The 15,822-nt window shown below is 57.6% G+C and carries 11 protein-coding genes and 2 pseudogenes; 9 read left to right on the top strand and 4 right to left on the bottom strand.

The window, feature by feature from the left end:
• Positions 1 to 3,151 (top strand): annotated as a pseudogene (locus AC0L7U_RS12360) (efflux RND transporter permease subunit).
• Between the two features lie 18 nt (positions 3,152 to 3,169).
• A complete protein-coding gene (locus AC0L7U_RS12355) occupies positions 3,170 to 4,705 on the top strand; it encodes an efflux transporter outer membrane subunit (protein ID WP_473691059.1) in 1,536 nt (511 codons plus the stop codon).
• 94 nt (positions 4,706 to 4,799) lie between these two features.
• Here the strand turns inward: AC0L7U_RS12355 and yegS are convergent, their stop codons facing one another.
• From yegS to AC0L7U_RS12340, 3 genes are read right to left on the bottom strand one after another with little or no spacing between them, the layout of a single operon-like run.
• Positions 4,800 to 5,756 (bottom strand): lipid kinase YegS, encoded by a 957-nt coding sequence (yegS, locus tag AC0L7U_RS12350; RefSeq protein WP_473691057.1) that lies wholly within the window; start codon positions 5,754 to 5,756, stop codon positions 4,800 to 4,802.
• 11 nt (positions 5,757 to 5,767) lie between these two features.
• Complete coding sequence (locus AC0L7U_RS12345; protein WP_473691055.1) at positions 5,768 to 6,043, bottom strand: LysR substrate-binding domain-containing protein; 276 nt, start codon at positions 6,041 to 6,043, stop codon at positions 5,768 to 5,770.
• The gene (locus tag AC0L7U_RS12340) at positions 6,010 to 6,690 is read right to left on the bottom strand and encodes a LysR family transcriptional regulator (RefSeq protein WP_473691053.1); all 681 of its coding nucleotides are present in this window, start codon (positions 6,688 to 6,690) and stop codon (positions 6,010 to 6,012) included. Before AC0L7U_RS12340 ends, AC0L7U_RS12345 begins: the two co-directional genes overlap by 34 nt.
• A 200-nt stretch (positions 6,691 to 6,890) precedes the next feature.
• Between AC0L7U_RS12340 and AC0L7U_RS12335 the strand changes: the two are divergent.
• A pseudogene (locus AC0L7U_RS12335) lies at positions 6,891 to 8,095 on the top strand (acyl-CoA dehydrogenase).
• A 59-nt stretch (positions 8,096 to 8,154) separates the two neighbouring features.
• Complete coding sequence (locus AC0L7U_RS12330; RefSeq protein WP_473691051.1) at positions 8,155 to 9,339, top strand: NAD(P)/FAD-dependent oxidoreductase; 1,185 nt, start codon at positions 8,155 to 8,157, stop codon at positions 9,337 to 9,339.
• 74 nt (positions 9,340 to 9,413) lie between these two features.
• On the opposite strand, the gene AC0L7U_RS12325 is transcribed toward AC0L7U_RS12330, so the two are convergent.
• The gene (locus tag AC0L7U_RS12325) at positions 9,414 to 10,100 is read right to left on the bottom strand and encodes an N-formylglutamate amidohydrolase (RefSeq protein WP_473691049.1); all 687 of its coding nucleotides are present in this window, start codon (positions 10,098 to 10,100) and stop codon (positions 9,414 to 9,416) included.
• A 553-nt stretch (positions 10,101 to 10,653) separates the two neighbouring features.
• Here AC0L7U_RS12325 and AC0L7U_RS12320 point away from each other — a divergent pair.
• The 5 genes from AC0L7U_RS12320 (at position 10,654) to AC0L7U_RS12300 (ending at position 15,785) form a co-directional block, all read left to right on the top strand.
• The gene (locus tag AC0L7U_RS12320) at positions 10,654 to 11,835 is read left to right on the top strand and encodes a pyridoxal-phosphate-dependent aminotransferase family protein (RefSeq protein WP_473691047.1); all 1,182 of its coding nucleotides are present in this window, start codon (positions 10,654 to 10,656) and stop codon (positions 11,833 to 11,835) included.
• A 144-nt stretch (positions 11,836 to 11,979) separates the two neighbouring features.
• The gene (locus AC0L7U_RS12315) at positions 11,980 to 12,777 is read left to right on the top strand and encodes a DedA family protein (protein ID WP_473691045.1); all 798 of its coding nucleotides are present in this window, start codon (positions 11,980 to 11,982) and stop codon (positions 12,775 to 12,777) included.
• The gene (locus AC0L7U_RS12310) at positions 12,659 to 14,215 is read left to right on the top strand and encodes a phosphatase PAP2 family protein (RefSeq protein ID WP_473695793.1); all 1,557 of its coding nucleotides are present in this window, start codon (positions 12,659 to 12,661) and stop codon (positions 14,213 to 14,215) included. The genes AC0L7U_RS12315 and AC0L7U_RS12310 overlap by 119 nt, the downstream gene beginning before the upstream one ends.
• A 148-nt stretch (positions 14,216 to 14,363) precedes the next feature.
• Complete coding sequence (locus tag AC0L7U_RS12305) at positions 14,364 to 14,702, top strand: protein tyrosine phosphatase family protein (RefSeq protein WP_473691043.1); 339 nt, start codon at positions 14,364 to 14,366, stop codon at positions 14,700 to 14,702.
• A 90-nt stretch (positions 14,703 to 14,792) separates the two neighbouring features.
• Positions 14,793 to 15,785 carry a hypothetical protein gene (locus AC0L7U_RS12300; protein ID WP_473691041.1) on the top strand — a complete coding sequence of 331 codons (993 nt, stop codon included), beginning with the start codon at positions 14,793 to 14,795 and terminating at the stop codon, positions 15,783 to 15,785.
• Positions 15,786 to 15,822: the final 37 nt, after the last annotated feature.

Below are 15,822 nucleotides of genomic sequence, written 5' to 3'. Positions count from 1 at the left end.
ATGTCCTCGTTTTTTATCGACCGGCCAGTTTTTGCCTGGGTGATCGCGATCATGATCATGCTGGCAGGGGCACTGGCTATCAATTCCCTGCCGATCTCGCAGTATCCCGAGATCGCTCCGACAACAGTCAACATTAACGCCACTTACCCCGGCGCTGATGCGAAAACGCTTGAAAACTCGGTGACCAAAATCATCGAGCAGAACATGACAGGCGTCGACAACCTGAATTACATGACGTCGACGTCGTCCTCGAGCGGCAGCGCTTCCATCAAGTTGACCTTCAAGGCCGACACCGATTCCGATGTCGCTCAGATGCAAGTGCAAAACAAGCTGCAGCTTGTCGAAAGCAAGCTGCCAACTGCTGTTGTTGATCAGGGCATTACCGTTACCAAGTCCTCGGATGGCTTCCTGATGGTGGTCGGTTTCATCTCTACTGATGGATCGATGAACCAGACGGATCTCGCCGATTATGTCAGTTCGAATGTGGAAGACAGCCTGAAGCGCATCGAGGGGATCGGTGATGCTCGCCTCTTCGGCTCTGACTACGCCATGCGCATCTGGCTCGACCCGATCAAGCTGGCCAAATACAACCTGATGCCAAGCGACGTCGCCACAGCGATCAAGGCACAGAATACCCAGGTTTCTGCTGGTCAGCTTGGCGCCCAACCGCAGGTCAACGGACAGCAGCTCAATGCGACCGTTACGGCCAGCAGCCGGCTGCAAACCGTTCAGCAGTTCAAGGACATCGTCCTGAAGAGCGCCAGCAGCGGTTCTCTGGTACGGTTGAATGACGTTGCTCGCATTGAACTGGGTGCTGAATCCTATTCATCGACAGCGCGTTACAACGGTCAGCCGGCAACAGGCCTCGGCCTGAGCCTCAGCAACTGGTGCAAACGCCATCGCGACTGCTGAGCGGGTTCGGGCCAAGGTTCAGGAGCTCTCGAGCGCCTTCCCCAAGTCGCTCAAAGTCGTCTATCCATACGACACCACTCCCTTCGTTCGTCTATCGATCGAGGAAGTCGTCAAAACGCTGTTTGAAGCCGTCGTGCTGGTGTTCTTCGTCATGCTGGTGTTCTTGCAGAACATTCGCGCGACGTTGATCCCAACCCTTGCCGTGCCTGTGGTTTTGCTCGGCACCTTCGCAGTTCTCTCGATTGCCGGTTTCTCGATCAACACGCTGACCATGTTTGCCATGGTGCTCGCGATCGGGCTCCTCGTGGATGATGCCATTGTCGTGGTTGAAAACGTCGAGCGCGTCATGGAAGAAGAAGGGCTGTCTCCGAAGGAGGCGACCCGCAAATCCATGAAGGAAATCACCAGCGCCTTGGTCGGCATCGCCGTCGTGCTGTCGGCCGTATTTGTGCCAATGGCCTTCTTTGGTGGTTCTGTCGGCGTGATCTACCGTCAGTTCTCCGTCACCATCGTATCGGCTATGCTGCTTTCGGTGATGGTTGCTCTCGTGTTGACGCCCGCGCTTTGTGCCACCATCCTGAATGAAAAAAGCGCTCATCATGCCAAGCGTGGGCCGTTTGGCTGGTTTAACCGTGGCTTCGATTGGACGCAGCGACATTACGTCAGCAGTTCATCGGCGATCATCAAACGCAGCAAGCGCTTCTTTGTCGTCTTCCTTATCCTTGTCGGCTGCATGGTGTTCCTGTTCAACAAGGTGCCGAATTCGTTCCTGCCGAGTGAAGATCAGGGCGTACTTCTCGCCATCGTGCAGTTGCCGACAGGCGCAACAGCTGACCGCACCAACCGCGTTCTGGACACGATCCGCGACTACTTCGAGACCAAAGAAAAGAAGGTCGTGCAGGCTGTCTTCACCATTCAGGGCTTTGGCTTTGGCGGTCAGGGACAGAATGTCGGTCTTGTCTTTATCCGGCTCAAGGACTTCGACGAGCGAACGACAGCATCCGAGTCCGCGTCGGCCATTGCTGGCCGGGCCATGGGTGCCTTGGGCGGCGAAAACCGCGGACGCGTCTTTGTGGTAAACCCACCGGCTATTCGTGGTCTGGGCAGCACCGGCGGCTTCTCAGTTTACCTGACTGATCTTGCCAACAATGGGCACGCAAAACTCATCGAAACCCGAAACAAGCTTTTGGGCATGGCGGCGCAGGATCCGAAGCTGACAGGCGTTCGCCCCAACGGTCAGGAAGATGCACCGCAGTTCAAGATCGACATCAATCAGGCAAAGGTCAGTGCCTTCAACCTGAGTGTTGCCGATGTGAACAGCACTTTGTCCCAAGCCTGGGGCGGTTCCTACGTTGATGATTTCATCAATAACGGGCGAGTGAAGAAGGTCTATATCCAAGGCGATGCACCGTATCGCATGGTTCCTTCGGACCTCGATAAATGGCAGGTTCGCAACTCGGACAATGACATGGTGCCCTTCTCCACCTTTGCGACAGGACACTGGACGTTTGGGTCGCCACGTCTTGAACGCATCAACGGCTCCTCTGCCGTCGAGCTTCAGGGATCGGGCGCAAACGGACTGAGTTCCGGTGAAGCCATGGATGAGGTCACCAAGCTGATCAGCAAATTGCCTGCGGGCTATGGCTATGAGTGGACCGGGCTGTCCTACCAGGAGCGCCTCTCAGGCAATCAGGCAATCTACCTTTACGCCATCTCGGTTCTCGTGGTGTTTCTCTGCCTTGCTGCGCTCTACGAAAGCTGGTCTATTCCGTTCGCAGTCATGTTGAGTGTGCCCATCGGCATCTTGGGGGCGTTGACCGCTGCCTTGCTGTTTGGCCAGTCAAATGACGTGTACTTCAAGGTTGGCCTCTTGACGACAATCGGTCTAGCGGCGAAAAACGCTATTCTGATCGTAGAATTCGCAATAGAAAGACAGGCAACAGGATTGTCTCTTGTAGACGCCACGCTGGAAGCGGCACGACAACGTCTGCGACCGATTCTGATGACGTCTTTCGCATTCATACTGGGCGTGCTTCCCTTGGCCATTTCCACAGGGGCAGGCTCCGGGGCACAGAATTCAATTGGTATCGGCGTTATGGGCGGCATGATCTCCGCCACGATCCTGGGTGTATTCTTCGTGCCAATGTTGTTCATTATCGTCCGACGGCTGTTCAGCCGGAATCCGGATAAGGCTCCTGCCGGAGCTGTTCCGGACACCGAGACTAAAAAAGCTGAATAAGTTGGGGGACACAGGCAAATGACCATAGGCTCTAAAGTGACTTCAGAGACCACTGTTCCCCCACGTCGGGGATTGCGCTCCAGACTGGGAACGCGGCAGATTGCTGCCGTGCTTCTCAGCTCGACACTGGCGGCTTGTGCTGTCGGACCGGATTATGCAGCACCGCATTTCCAGCTCCCCAACAAATGGGGTGAAACCACGTCGGTGACGCCATCGCGCCCAACGGATCTGGCATTCTGGTGGCGCAAGCTTGGCGACAAGGATCTGGATGACCTGATCCGTATGGCTGTCGAAAACAACCTCGACGTCAAGAAGGCTCAGGCGGTCATCCGTCAGGCCCGCGCCAGCTATCGTCAGACACATGCATCGCTGTTCCCCTCGCTCACGGGCGATGCCTCTGGCACGCGCAGCAAGACAAGCGAAGCAGCCGGCAACACCGGTACCGTCAGCAATCTATATAAGGGTGGCTTCGACGCAAGCTGGGAACTTGACCTCTTCGGGGCCAATCGCCGTGCGTCGGAAGCCGCAAAATATGGTGTTGATGTTGCCAAGGCACAGCTTCGCTCTACCCTGTTGACGCTGATCGGCGACGTTGCGACCAACTATGTCGAAGCTCGCGGCTATCAGGCTCGTCTGGCGCTTGCACGTCGCACGGCCCACTCTCAGGGTGAAACGGCCAAGCTGACACGGACACAGTTTGAGGCTGGGTCAGCTTCAGGCGTCGATGTTGCCAATGCAGAAGGCCAGGCCTCCAGCACGGCAGCAGATATCCCAACGCTGACGACAAACTTCGCGCAAGCCGTGCATGCCCTCAGTGTGCTGACCGGACAGACCCCGAACGCTCTTATGCCACGCCTCAAGAAGGCCAAGCGCATTCCACGTCCGCGTCTGCCGATCCCGACCGGCGTCCCGGCCAACATTCTGCTGTCGCGTCCTGATGTTCGCGTTGCAGAGCGTCAGTTGGCCCAATCGACCGCACAGGTCGGTCAGGCAACAGCTGCCCGCTATCCATCGGTCAGCCTGACTGGCGCGATTGCCACCTCGGCAACCGATATGAGCGATCTGGGCAAGGATTCGTCCATTAGCTTCTCCTTCGGCCCGTCGCTGTCTGTGCCGATCTTCAACGCTGGCAAGCTCAAAGCAGCAGAAGATGCCTCCAAAGCAACGCGCGATCAGTATTATCTGGCTTATAAGTCAGCCGTTCTGGGTGCCATGCAGGATGTTGAAGATGCCGTTGTGGGCCTGACCCAGGAGCGTATCCGTATCCGTAGCCTCGACAAGTCGGTCAGTTCCTATCGTCAGGCAGCTCAACTGTCTCAGTCGCTGTATGACACCGGTTCGGAAAGCTTCCTTGACGTGCTGGATGCCGAGCGTTCGCTTTACACAGCGGAAAACGCACTCATTCAAAGCCAGGTTCTGTTGGCCACTTACTACATCTCGCTCAACAAGGCGCTGGGTGGTGGTTGGGATGGAGCGATGGACAGCTCCAAGCCGGTCGTCAAGGACAAGAACACAGGCCCCCGCCTGATGCTTGCCCGTCAGAAGACCCAGTAAGGCACTTCGCCTTCCAAGATCTGAAAAGGCCGGAGCGCTTCACCGCTCCGGCCTTTTTCATGTCTGTCTGAATCCATGCACGCCATATTTGCGATTAGGGTCGCCGAAACATTACTGCCGCCGGAAAGATTTCAACATCCATTCGTTCGGCACTCATTGGTTCACCGTCCAGGTTCATCTGCAAAGGCTCCTTCGCCTCCAGCGTAAACCGCGTCCCCTGACACCGGACTGCATGCTCGCGCACGGCATCCGGTCCCCTGTCGATGAGATCAGAAATAACCTCTCCCATTTCCTGTGACACCTGACTGGGCACAATAGTGAGGTTAAGAATACCATCGTCCAAGAGCGCATCGGGGCACAGTTCGACGCCGCCACCAGCCCGTGTTCCATTGCCAATCGCAAGAGCCAGAAACTCACCATCAAATTCGAAGCCATCCGGACCTGTGACACGCGCCACGGACCCGGATAATTCGGAAAACCGTGTCAGTCCGGTCAGCAGGTAGGCCGCGCCGCCCAAAAGGTTTTTCAGTGATGGGTGTGTCTCAACGGTCAGGCGAGCACCAAAACCCGCCGTTGCCATATTGATGAAATAACAATCGTTTATGCGCCCAACATCTGTCGACTTTGGTGAAGACCCGGCGGCGACAGCGAAACAATCATGTAGATTGCGTGGATCAAGGCCAATGCCATGAGCGAAATCATTGGCCGTTCCGAGCGGAATAACCCCGAGCGAGAAGGGAAGCACATCGCTCGTCTTGGCAAGCATCACTGCAGAAACAACCGCGTTCAGCGTGCCATCACCCCCGCCTGCGACGAGTGTGTCGATTTGATCGCTCTCCGCATCGCGCAGCGCTTCGCGTGCCAGACGATCCGCATCACCGTCCTCCCACGTCACCCGAACGGAGACCGTGTGCCCCTTGTCACGGAGTCGCGTAACCTCTTGCCGAATGACATCGGTTGCGGCCTTGCCATTCAAGATCAACCGGATGTGCTGTGTCTTGGTGTTCATCAGATCCCAAACCTCACCAGAAAAATCGATACGATTTTCCACGCGTCTGTGTATTAACCCGGCAACATCGCTTCTCGATCCACGCGTTCCGTACGCGCTTCCTCCAAAAGCCAAGTTTTAAACCGGGAAACGATCGGACGCAGGGTCCGGTTTTCCGGATAGACAAAAAAATAGCTCGTCTTCTGTGACAACGGGATATCAAACAGGCGTATCAGTCGCCCGGACGTCAGTTCATCCCGAACGAAGAAGCGTGGAAGCAGGGCAGCACCTGCATGATGCACGGCAGCTTCAGCCATCATGACGAATTGATCGAACCGTGCGCCCTGCAAGGCCCCTCCGCTTCGACGCCTGTGAGGTCGAACCACTGCCGCCATGCCAGCGGTCGTGTCGAAAGTTGCAGGCGGGGCACCTGAGCCAGATCCGCTGGTGCGCGAATGTCGTGCCGATCACGAAACCCGCGGGACGCCACAGGGATCGCCTCTTCATCAAACAAGCGCTCGGCAATAGCGCCCGCCCAAACGGGGTCGCCATGGTGGATCGCCCCATCAAATGGCGCCGTGTCAAAGTCGAACGGGCTCAGGCAAACGCTGATATTAAGGCCTGCACCAGGATGCAGGCGCTGAAAGTCCGCCAGACGCGGCGCCAGCCAGCGCGTGCCAAAGGTCGGCAAAACCGCCAAGTTCAACACATCTTCCGAACCTGCATAGGACATCACCTGCCGCGTTGCTGCGGTCAAATGCTCCAGCGCCCCACGAATTTCATGCAGATAAAGCCTCCCGGCATCCGTCAAAATAATACGTTGACGGACACGACGGAACAACTCGACACCAAGTCTGTCTTCAAGTTGGCGCACCTGCTTGGAGACGGCCCCTTGTGTCAGATGCAATTCCTCGGCAGCCCGCGTGAAACTTGAGTGGCGGGCCGCTGCCTCAAACGCAATCAACGTGTCGGCAGGTGGAACGAAAGCGCGACGCATGGACAATCCTGTTCCTTAAACTTCATTCCAATTCGGCATGATTAAAAGAGAAGTTATCGCTTTTTGGCAAGGCCTCGCAGCGTCAAGATCATGTTTCCTATCCAAACACACTGCTGTCCGCGCCTTGCACAGCCTCTTTTGGCAGCCAATCAACTGGCGCAAGCGTCCCGCCGGACAGCCAAAACGGGAAACGCTCTGCTATGTCGGCCAATTCATCCCCCTCCGGTGGCGGAAAATTCGACTGGAACGATCCGTTTCACTTGCGCGATCAGCTTGAAGAAGACGAACTTCTGATCATGGAAAGCGCCCGCGCCTATGCGCAGGAAAAGCTGCTGCCCAGAGTGACTGATGCCTATCGTGATGAAACGGTTGAGCGAGAGATCTTTTCCGAGATGGGCGAGCTTGGCCTTCTCGGGCTGACACTGCCCGAAGAATTCGGCTGCGCGGATGCCTCCTACGTGGCGTATGGACTCGTTGCGCGCGAAGTCGAGCGGGTTGATTCCGGCTATCGCTCCATGATGAGCGTGCAGTCGTCTCTGGTCATGTACCCGATTTTTGCCTATGGCAGCGACGCGCAAAAGCAGAAGTACCTGCCCAAACTTGCCACCGGCGAATATGTCGGCTGTTTCGGATTGACCGAGCCTGATGCTGGCTCAGACCCGGCTGGAATGCGCACCCGCGTGCAGAAGATCAACGGCGGCTACCGCCTGAACGGCTCCAAGATGTGGATTTCCAACGCTCCCATCGCCGACGTCTTCGTAGTGTGGGCCAAATCAGAGGCCCACGACGGAGCTATTCGCGGTTTCGTGCTGGAGAAGGGCATGAAGGGTCTGTCGGCCCCCAAAATCGGCGGCAAGCTGTCTCTGCGTGCCTCGATCACCGGCGAAATCGTCATGGACAACGTCGAGGTTGGTGAAGAGGCCTTATTGCCGAACGTCGCGGGCCTCAAGGGCCCCTTCGGCTGCCTTAATCGCGCGCGCTATGGCATTTCCTGGGGGTGATGGGCGCAGCTGAAGATTGCTGGATGCGCGCGCGCCAATATGGCCTGGACCGGCACCAGTTTGGTCGCCCTCTTGCTCAGACCCAGCTCTTTCAAAAGAAGTTGGCGGACATGCAGACCGAGATCACCCTTGGACTGCAAGGCTCGCTGCGTATCGGTCGTCTGTTCGACGAAGGCAAGGTCGCGCCCGAGATGATCTCGCTGATGAAACGCAACAACTGCGGCAAGGCGCTGGATATTGCCCGTATTGCCCGTGACATGCACGGCGGCAATGGCATTTCAGAAGAATTTCACGTCATGCGCCATGCTCAAAACCTGGAATCTGTGAACACCTACGAAGGCACCCATGATGTGCATGCGCTGATCCTCGGGCGGGCACAAACCGGGTTGCAAGCTTTCTTCTGATCCCAACCAATCTCTGCGATTGCGCATCGACGCACCGCAACGCTCCTGTGAGAATGCGCATGTCCTCCATTGAAACTGTAGATGTGCTAGTTGTCGGGGGTGCCGTCATGGGGTCCTCCATCGCCTGTCAACTGGCGCAACGCTCTGATTTCACGGGGCGGATTATTGTGGTCGAAAAAGATCCCTCCTATCAGACATGCGCATCTGCCCGTTCGGCGGCCTCGATCCGGCAGCAATATTCCAGTCGCATCAACGTCGAAATCTCTCTGTTCGGCATCGACTATATGCGTCATCTCGCCGATCATCTGTCGGTCGATGGTGACGTTCCGCACCTTGGTCTGACAGAAAGCGGCTATCTCTTCCTCGCCCCGGATGCAACCGCCTCCGCCCTTCAGCGCAATCACAAGGTTCAAACCGACGCCGGCGCCGACATTGTGCTGATGGACAGGGAAGCGCTCAACGACCGCTTTCCCTGGATGACCACCGAAGATATTGCGCTTGGCGCTTTTGGTCGTACCGGCGAAGGCTGGTTTGATGGCTACAGTCTGATGCAGGCGTTTCGGGGCAAAGCCCGGTCTCTGGGCGTGGACTACGTCTCTGCGCAAGTGACCGAGATCACGCGCACAGGCCACACCTGGATGGTCCGTCTGTCAACAGGAGACACGCTGGAGGCCGGCGTTGTCGTCAATGCTGCAGGCGCCTGTGGCGGAGCGCAAATCGCTCTCCTGATGGGAGTTGAGATCCCGATCCACAGCCGCAAGCGCTGTATCTTTACGTTTGACTGCAAGACGCCCTTGCTAGGGTTTCCCATGCTGATCGACGCCAGTGGAACCTATGTACGGCCAGAAGGCACGGGTTATCTCTGTGGCTCGGCTCCGGCAGCAGACGCTGACCCGGATTGCAACGATTTTGACGTTGATCATACGCTCTTTGAAGATCATATCTGGCCCATTCTGGCCAACCGCATCCCGGCCTTTGAGGCCATTCGTCCCGGCGCATCCTGGGCTGGGCATTACGACATGAACCTGTTTGATCACAATGCCTTTGTCGGAGCGCTGCCCAGCGCTGACAATGCCTTCATCGCGCTAGGCTTTTCCGGCCATGGATTGCAACAAGCCCCAGCCGTCGGGCGAGGCCTTGCAGAGCTGATAGTCACTGGCAGTTATCAGACGCTGGATCTGTCACCGCTGGGTCTCGAGCGATATTTTGAGCGGGCGACGGTGCATGAACTGAATATTGTCTGACACCAGGCGATGCCATGGCGCAGTAATATCCTACCTCTCAAACGCACCGACCGTTCCAGCGCGGACCAGACCGCCTATTCCGCAGCCAGCGGTTGTCCGCTCTTGAGCAGGGCCCAGTCGATAAGGCCCGACAACCCCTCTGACACCATGGTTTTCAGACGTGCCATGCGCACCCGGTCCGGCTCAAACGGCGGCGTTTCGCTACGCAGATAAGCATATTGCGCCATTACCAAAGACATGGCGTGAATGCCTTTTTGAGGCGCGCCATAGGCTTGGCATACATACCCTTCCGGAAAGGGCGCATCAGGGTTCACGGTGACACCCTCAAGGTCGATCAACCGTTCAAGAAGTCGCTCGCGAACCTCCGGGTCATAGGCCTGCGCTTCGGACTGCACGAGATTGAAAACCGGCAGGCTCGCATCGGTGTAATTCTTGATTCGGGAGCGCAAGGACCGACAATTCAACACGACAACGTCTTCGTAGCGGCCCCGCAGACGGGTGATTTCGGCGCGCACCGCATCGTGAAAGGGCTGATAGAACAGCCAGGAACGCTCCTTGATTTCGGTCGGCCCCGGCTCCTGCCCCTGCTTGTAGATCTTTTTGCCGTCATAGGTCGTCAGGGGGCACATGGTCCGTTCATGATCCAGCGTGCCACGCGCGGCATCCAGAACTTCCCAGTCGGGAGCTCGGTCAGGGTCGATGACATAACGTGAAATAGTGCTGCGGATAATGGTCGCATCAAGCTCGCGCCCTACCTCCATCACCCGTTCCAGACGCTAGGGAAGATCGGCATGCAGGTGCCCGGTCGCACTCATGCGCCGTGCCAGAAACTCCGGGATATCAACCCCGCAGTGCGGCAGACACAGAACAAGAGGGCTCTTTCCCTTTTCGACGATGATCATTCTTTGGCACTCGGTCTGCGGTCGCGAAAAAGCAAAGACACCCACGACGCGTCAGAATAACGGCCTGAGAAGCGACGCCTTCGGGGTGGGGTCCTGTTCGGATCAAAAAGAAACATGCCGCGCAACGGGGACCCATAAACAGGCCACATTCTGCGACACCCCCGCATTACGCTCCAGCGCGCTTAGTCTACCTGATTTGCCTTTTCTCCAAACCCCAAAAGATCTTAACGCACAATTAACTGTCGCCCTCCGTGAAAACTGACCAGGAAAGAGGCGAAACATCAGCAAATGCCCGCGCTTTGGTCACGCATCAATTTTGGTCATGAATGCATCATTTTTTCTGTCTTTCCCCAATCAGAAGAACGCCTTAACGTGGCCCCCAAAGACCAGCCTCCGAAAGGGACATTCCCCAATGACATTGCGCCACGGCAAGGAAATTCTGCTGATACCAGGCCCTACCAATGTGCCTGATGAAGTTCTGCGTGCGATGCACAGACCTGCAATCGACATCTATGACGGCCCTTTGCAGGACACCACCCATTATTGCCACGAGCAGCTCAAGGCTGTCTTCAGAACCACCGGCAAGCCCTACATCTACGCCGCCAATGGCCATGGTGCCTGGGATGCTGCGCTCACCAACACGCTCAAGCGCGGCGACAAGGTGCTGATCCTCGAATCCGGTCGCTTTGCCCTCGGCTGGGGTGAGGCCGCCAAACTGCTGGGTCTTGAGATCGAGGTGTTGCCGGGGCATTGGCGTGAACCGGTCAACCCCGCCGAAGTTGAGGCCCGCCTCAAGCAGGACACCGCAAACGACATCAAGGCCGTGATGATGGTACAGGTGGATACGGCCTCCGGTGTCTGGAACGATGTGGCCGCCGTCCGCAAGGCCATCGACACCGCAAACCATCCGGCCCTTTACATGGTCGACACCATCGCGTCGCTTGGTTGCCTGCCCTACGAAATGGATGAATGGGGTGTGGATGTTACGGTTGCCGGGTCGCAGAAGGGCCTCATGACGCCTCCGGGTTTGTCGTTCGTTGCCGCAAACGACAAGGCTCTGGCAGCACACAAGACCTCCGACCTCAGGGTTAACTACTTCGACTGGACGTTCCGCGACGGCGAAGAGCATTACATGAAATATTGCGGCACACCGCCAGAACACCTGCTGTTCGGTTTCGAAGCCGCCTTGCGGATGATCGACAGCGAAGGGCTGGAAAATGTCTGGAACCGCCATGCCCTTCTGGCCGAAGCCACACGCCGTGCCGTGGGCGTCTGGGGTGAGAAAGGCAAGATCGAGATGAACGTCAGTGATCCGAAGCATCGCTCTGACAGCGTTTCGGTCATTCGCATTCACGATGCAAACCCGGCCGCCCTCCGGGAGTTCACTCAGACGGTTTGCGGCGTCACCATTGGCGGCACCATTGGCGAGTTGACCAATAAAGGCATTCGCCTTGGTCACATGGGTCATATCAACGCAGTGACCGTGCTTGGCGCCTTGTCGGCCATTGAGATGGGCCTCCGCAAACTCAACATCCCTCACGGCGAAGGCGGCGTTCAGGCCGCGATTTCCTATCTCGCAGATGCTGTCGCCTGATCTGCTTTTATGCCTTTTCCGACGGCAGGCCCACATGAGGACTTGCCGTCGGCAGCATTTTCACGACATCAATCATTTTTAGAGACTTGCCCGCGATAGTGGCTCGCAATCACGAGCTGCCTTGCTTCGTCTTCGCATGGTCTGTTGAGCATTGCGGCCGACACCTATATGAACAGCGCAGCACACCAGACACCGCGCACACCCCTTTTTGAGACAGAGTTTCCTGCCTTGAACCCATTGACCGACATTCTCCATCAACTGGTTCAGTTCATCGGAGACAATCCATCGCTGGCCGGGGTGATCTGTTTCAGCGCCGCGATGGGAGAAGCCCTGTTCATTATCGGCCTTGTGGTGCCCAGCACCGTGGTGCTCGTGGGAGCCGGAACCTTCATCGGGCTGGGCAAACTCGACGCTTTGACCATCTTCATCTGGACAGTCAGCGGGGCTGTGGTCGGCGATGCCGTTTCCTATTGGTTTGGGCATTTCTACAAGGATCAGGTGCGCAGGATCTGGCCGTTGTCGCGCTATCCGGAACTACTGGACCGCGGCGAAGCGTTCTTTCGGCTGCATGGCGGCAAAAGCGTTTTCATCGGTCGGTTCGTCCCCGGTGTAAAAGCCGTAGTGCCTGGCATTGCTGGCATGGTCGGCATGAATGCCATGCGGTTCACAATCATCAACATCGTCTCGGCCATAGCCCGCAGGTTTTGCGCATCTGGCCCCCGGCATCGTCGCCGGGAGTGCTCTGGAAGCGGTTGGGCATATCAGTGGGCGTCTGGCACTGGTGTTTGGTGCGCTCTGCGTCGTGCTGTTTCTGGTCGTCATGATGGGACGCTGGATCATCCTGACGGTGATGCCGATGTTTCCAAACGCGCATCACCTCGTCATCGACTGGTTCCGGCGCCGCCCGGACAGGGGGTCCAAGTGGATTGCACGAACATTTGATCCGCGTCATCCAAGGTCTGTCGGCATGCTGGTATCAGCCCTTGGCCTGCTGATCACCATGCCGCTGTTCTTCTGGGTCGTCGGTCAGCTTGCCCCCGGCGCTCCGCTGGTGCGGGCAGATGTTGCCATCCTCAATCTGTTTCAGGATCTGCGCACCCCGATTGCCGACCGTTTCATGATCTCGGTCACGAGCCTTGGTGATGGCTCTGTCATTACTGTGGTCACGGTGGTCGTTGCGCTGTACCTCTTTGCCCGCAAGGCATGGCGGCGTGCCAGCGGCTTTGTCATTGCCATGGCGGGCACTGCCCTGTTCGTGCCGGTGATCAAGTCGCTGCTGGAGCGCAGCCGACCCATGGATCTTTATACGGGAGCACATGCGTTCAGCTTTCCAAGCGGCCATGCCACCCTGACGACCGTGCTGTTTGGAGCCTGCGCTGTTCTGGTCGCTCATCGGCTATCGCGCTGGGGCAAGGCTGCTGTCTTCACCGTCACCGCCATCTATGTCGTTACCATCAGCTTCTCACGAGTTTATCTGGGGGCGCACTGGACCTCCGATGTGTTGGCCGGACTGTTATTCGGCACCGCCATGGTTTCGGCTTTCGCCTTCACTTTCGGTCCCATCCGCAATGAAAAGGTCGGCCGACTGACGCTGGCCGGTCTTGTCGTCGGAGTGACTGCGGCGTTCGGTGCATGGCACATCTACACGGATTATCCCAGCGCCCGGGAAGTGTATGCACCAATCCACCAACGACAGGTGCTGTCCTACAGCGCCTGGCTTGAGACAAGTTGGCAGAGCGTGCCGCGCAAGCGTATCGAACTGAGCGGTGACATGAATGAGCCGCTCGTCATTCAGTTTGCGGGCAACCCCCAGACTTTGGCGCAACGACTGGAAACGAGTGACTGGATTCGGTCGCCCAAATGGAGCCTGACAAGCGCTCAGGGCTTCATTGAAGGCAAAACCCCACCCGACAAGCTGCCCGTTCTGCCCCGCACGCAGAATGGCCGCCAACCTGTACTCACGCTCGTCAAGACGGATAAGCCACAGCCTGGGCAAACCGCTCAACTCCCTGCTTCCGAGCGCAAGACCTCGACCACAGCGCCAGATAACGATGATGATAAAGACACCAAGAGCGCTTCTGCGAAAAGCACCGGCCGCTGGGTGCTGCGCCTGTGGCCGAGCAAATACGCCGTTTTGAAAGACAACCGCCTGTATCCACTGTTCACTGGCAGCATTATCCACGAGAAGATTGTTCGTCCCATGGGCGAATTTTCGGGACCGAAGATCGACCGCAAATCCCCGCGTCTGGCCAACAACCCGATCCGCAAACTGGACGGAGCGGTTGTGCGTACCCGCACCGACGACATGAATGTGGTGCTGTTGCTGGATGATGGTCTGTCGCCAGTCCCGCACTTGCAGGGCGCACGCGCAAGACGTTGACCAAGACCAACCGATCAACTTGTGGCGTCCAAGCTGACTGGCAGACCGCTTTACAATTGACGCGGGCCACGCTTCTGGGTTCACTGGCGACCACATCATACCCATACCCTGCGCCAGGCGCGGGCATGTCATTTCGAAGGAGACACCGATGGATGCCAGACAGCTTACAGCCGACTTCACTGTCAGCCCGCAAATTGGCCCGGACGACATCAAGGACATTGCCGCGCAGGGCTTCAAATCCGTGATCTGCAATCGTCCCGATGGGGAAGCCCCCGGCCAGCCGGACTACGCCGAAATCGAAGCGGCGGCACAGGACGCTGGTCTTGAAATTCGCTTTCAGCCGATCGTCCCCGGTCAACTTGGCGAGCCTGAGGCTCGCGAATTCAATGCCTTGATGGACGAACTGCCAAAGCCTGTCTTCGCCTATTGCCGCACGGGTACACGCTGCACCAATCTCTGGTCGCTGGCGCAGTCGATCAAAGACTGAGACCGGGGCCCTATCCTGATCCATTCCGATCTCCTCCGCACCCGTCTGCGCCCGCCGAGCGATGTCGTCAGCCCGTCCGGAACGCTTGCCGTGGTCTATAGCCAGGTGCGTGTTCCGGATGGAAAGTTCGGACTGGAGCGACTTTTCGGGCAGACGCAACATGCCTGCCTTTTTCTCAACGATCCGCGCAACGGCTGGTATCTGGGACTGCATGACGCAATAGATCAGGCCATTGATGCTGCCACGCTGCAGTGTCAGCCCACGCGCATCATCCACTACGGATCTTCCATGGGCGGATATGCCGCGCTGGCCACCGGACTGCGACGCAGAGACGGCATGATCCACGCTTTTGGGGTCGAATTGGCTGCTGGGCGCCCCGGCTATCAGAGCAGCCGCTACGGTGTGTCCCCAGACAACCCGGGCCTTGTCGACTTTCGGGACTTCGGCAATGATTCCCTATTTCCTCTGCACCTTTATTTCGGCATTCTCGATCCGGTTGATGCCGCAGGCGCGCTGGCGGCGGCGGTGGCGCTACCGCAGGCCAACATCTACCGATTGCGCTCCCCTCATGGCAGCCACGACCACCTCTATGCGCTGAACGTCATTCGCAAGATCATCAGAACTTTTGCCCGGGATCCGCAGACAGAGCTGGCCGCCCGCAACCTGCACAGCACCCTCTCCGATGCAGGTCTGCGTAATTTTGCAAACATGGGAGAAGCCTATGCGCTAGGCGAGTCACTTCCACCGAGCCAGCCACCAAGTGGAGAAGAGGCCAATCCTGGAATAGATCTCCTCACCGCTCGCTTTCTCGCCCGGCAAGGCGCTCTCGCGGAGGCTTGCGATCGTTTAACCCGCTGCGAGGCAGAAATCTCCGCCGACCCGGTTCTTGCCGGACTACCGAAACGATGGCTTAAACAGATCCCGCTGCAACGTATTGAATGGCTTCTTGAAGATGGCCGCCTGAAGGATGCACGCAATCACCTGACTGAAGCGTTGAAACGGTTTCCGCCAGATGATGCTTTTCGGGCGCTTGGTGCCAGAACAGGTCTCGCCGTGCCGTCGTCCAATCGCCCAGCCTCGTGATCTTCGCGACCGATTTTTCGGGTTTCCCCTTGCAAAA

This window comes from Roseibium sp. 10G30-5 (assembly GCF_055809635.1).
Note: the sequence above shows the minus strand (reverse complement) of the source record. Positions and strands in the feature narration are given on the sequence as shown.

Coding starts and splice junctions, on each gene's coding strand:
- AC0L7U_RS12325 (WP_473691049.1), bottom strand. CDS start 10,100: ATGGAGGTAGGGCGCGAGCTTGATGCGACCATTATCCGCAGCACTATT.
- AC0L7U_RS12330 (WP_473691051.1), top strand. CDS start 8,155: ATGTCCTCCATTGAAACTGTAGATGTGCTAGTTGTCGGGGGTGCCGTC.
- AC0L7U_RS12320 (WP_473691047.1), top strand. CDS start 10,654: ATGACATTGCGCCACGGCAAGGAAATTCTGCTGATACCAGGCCCTACC.
- AC0L7U_RS12340 (WP_473691053.1), bottom strand. CDS start 6,690: ATGCGTCGCGCTTTCGTTCCACCTGCCGACACGTTGATTGCGTTTGAG.
- AC0L7U_RS12310 (WP_473695793.1), top strand. CDS start 12,659: ATGGGACGCTGGATCATCCTGACGGTGATGCCGATGTTTCCAAACGCG.
- AC0L7U_RS12305 (WP_473691043.1), top strand. CDS start 14,364: ATGGATGCCAGACAGCTTACAGCCGACTTCACTGTCAGCCCGCAAATT.
- AC0L7U_RS12355 (WP_473691059.1), top strand. CDS start 3,170: ATGACCATAGGCTCTAAAGTGACTTCAGAGACCACTGTTCCCCCACGT.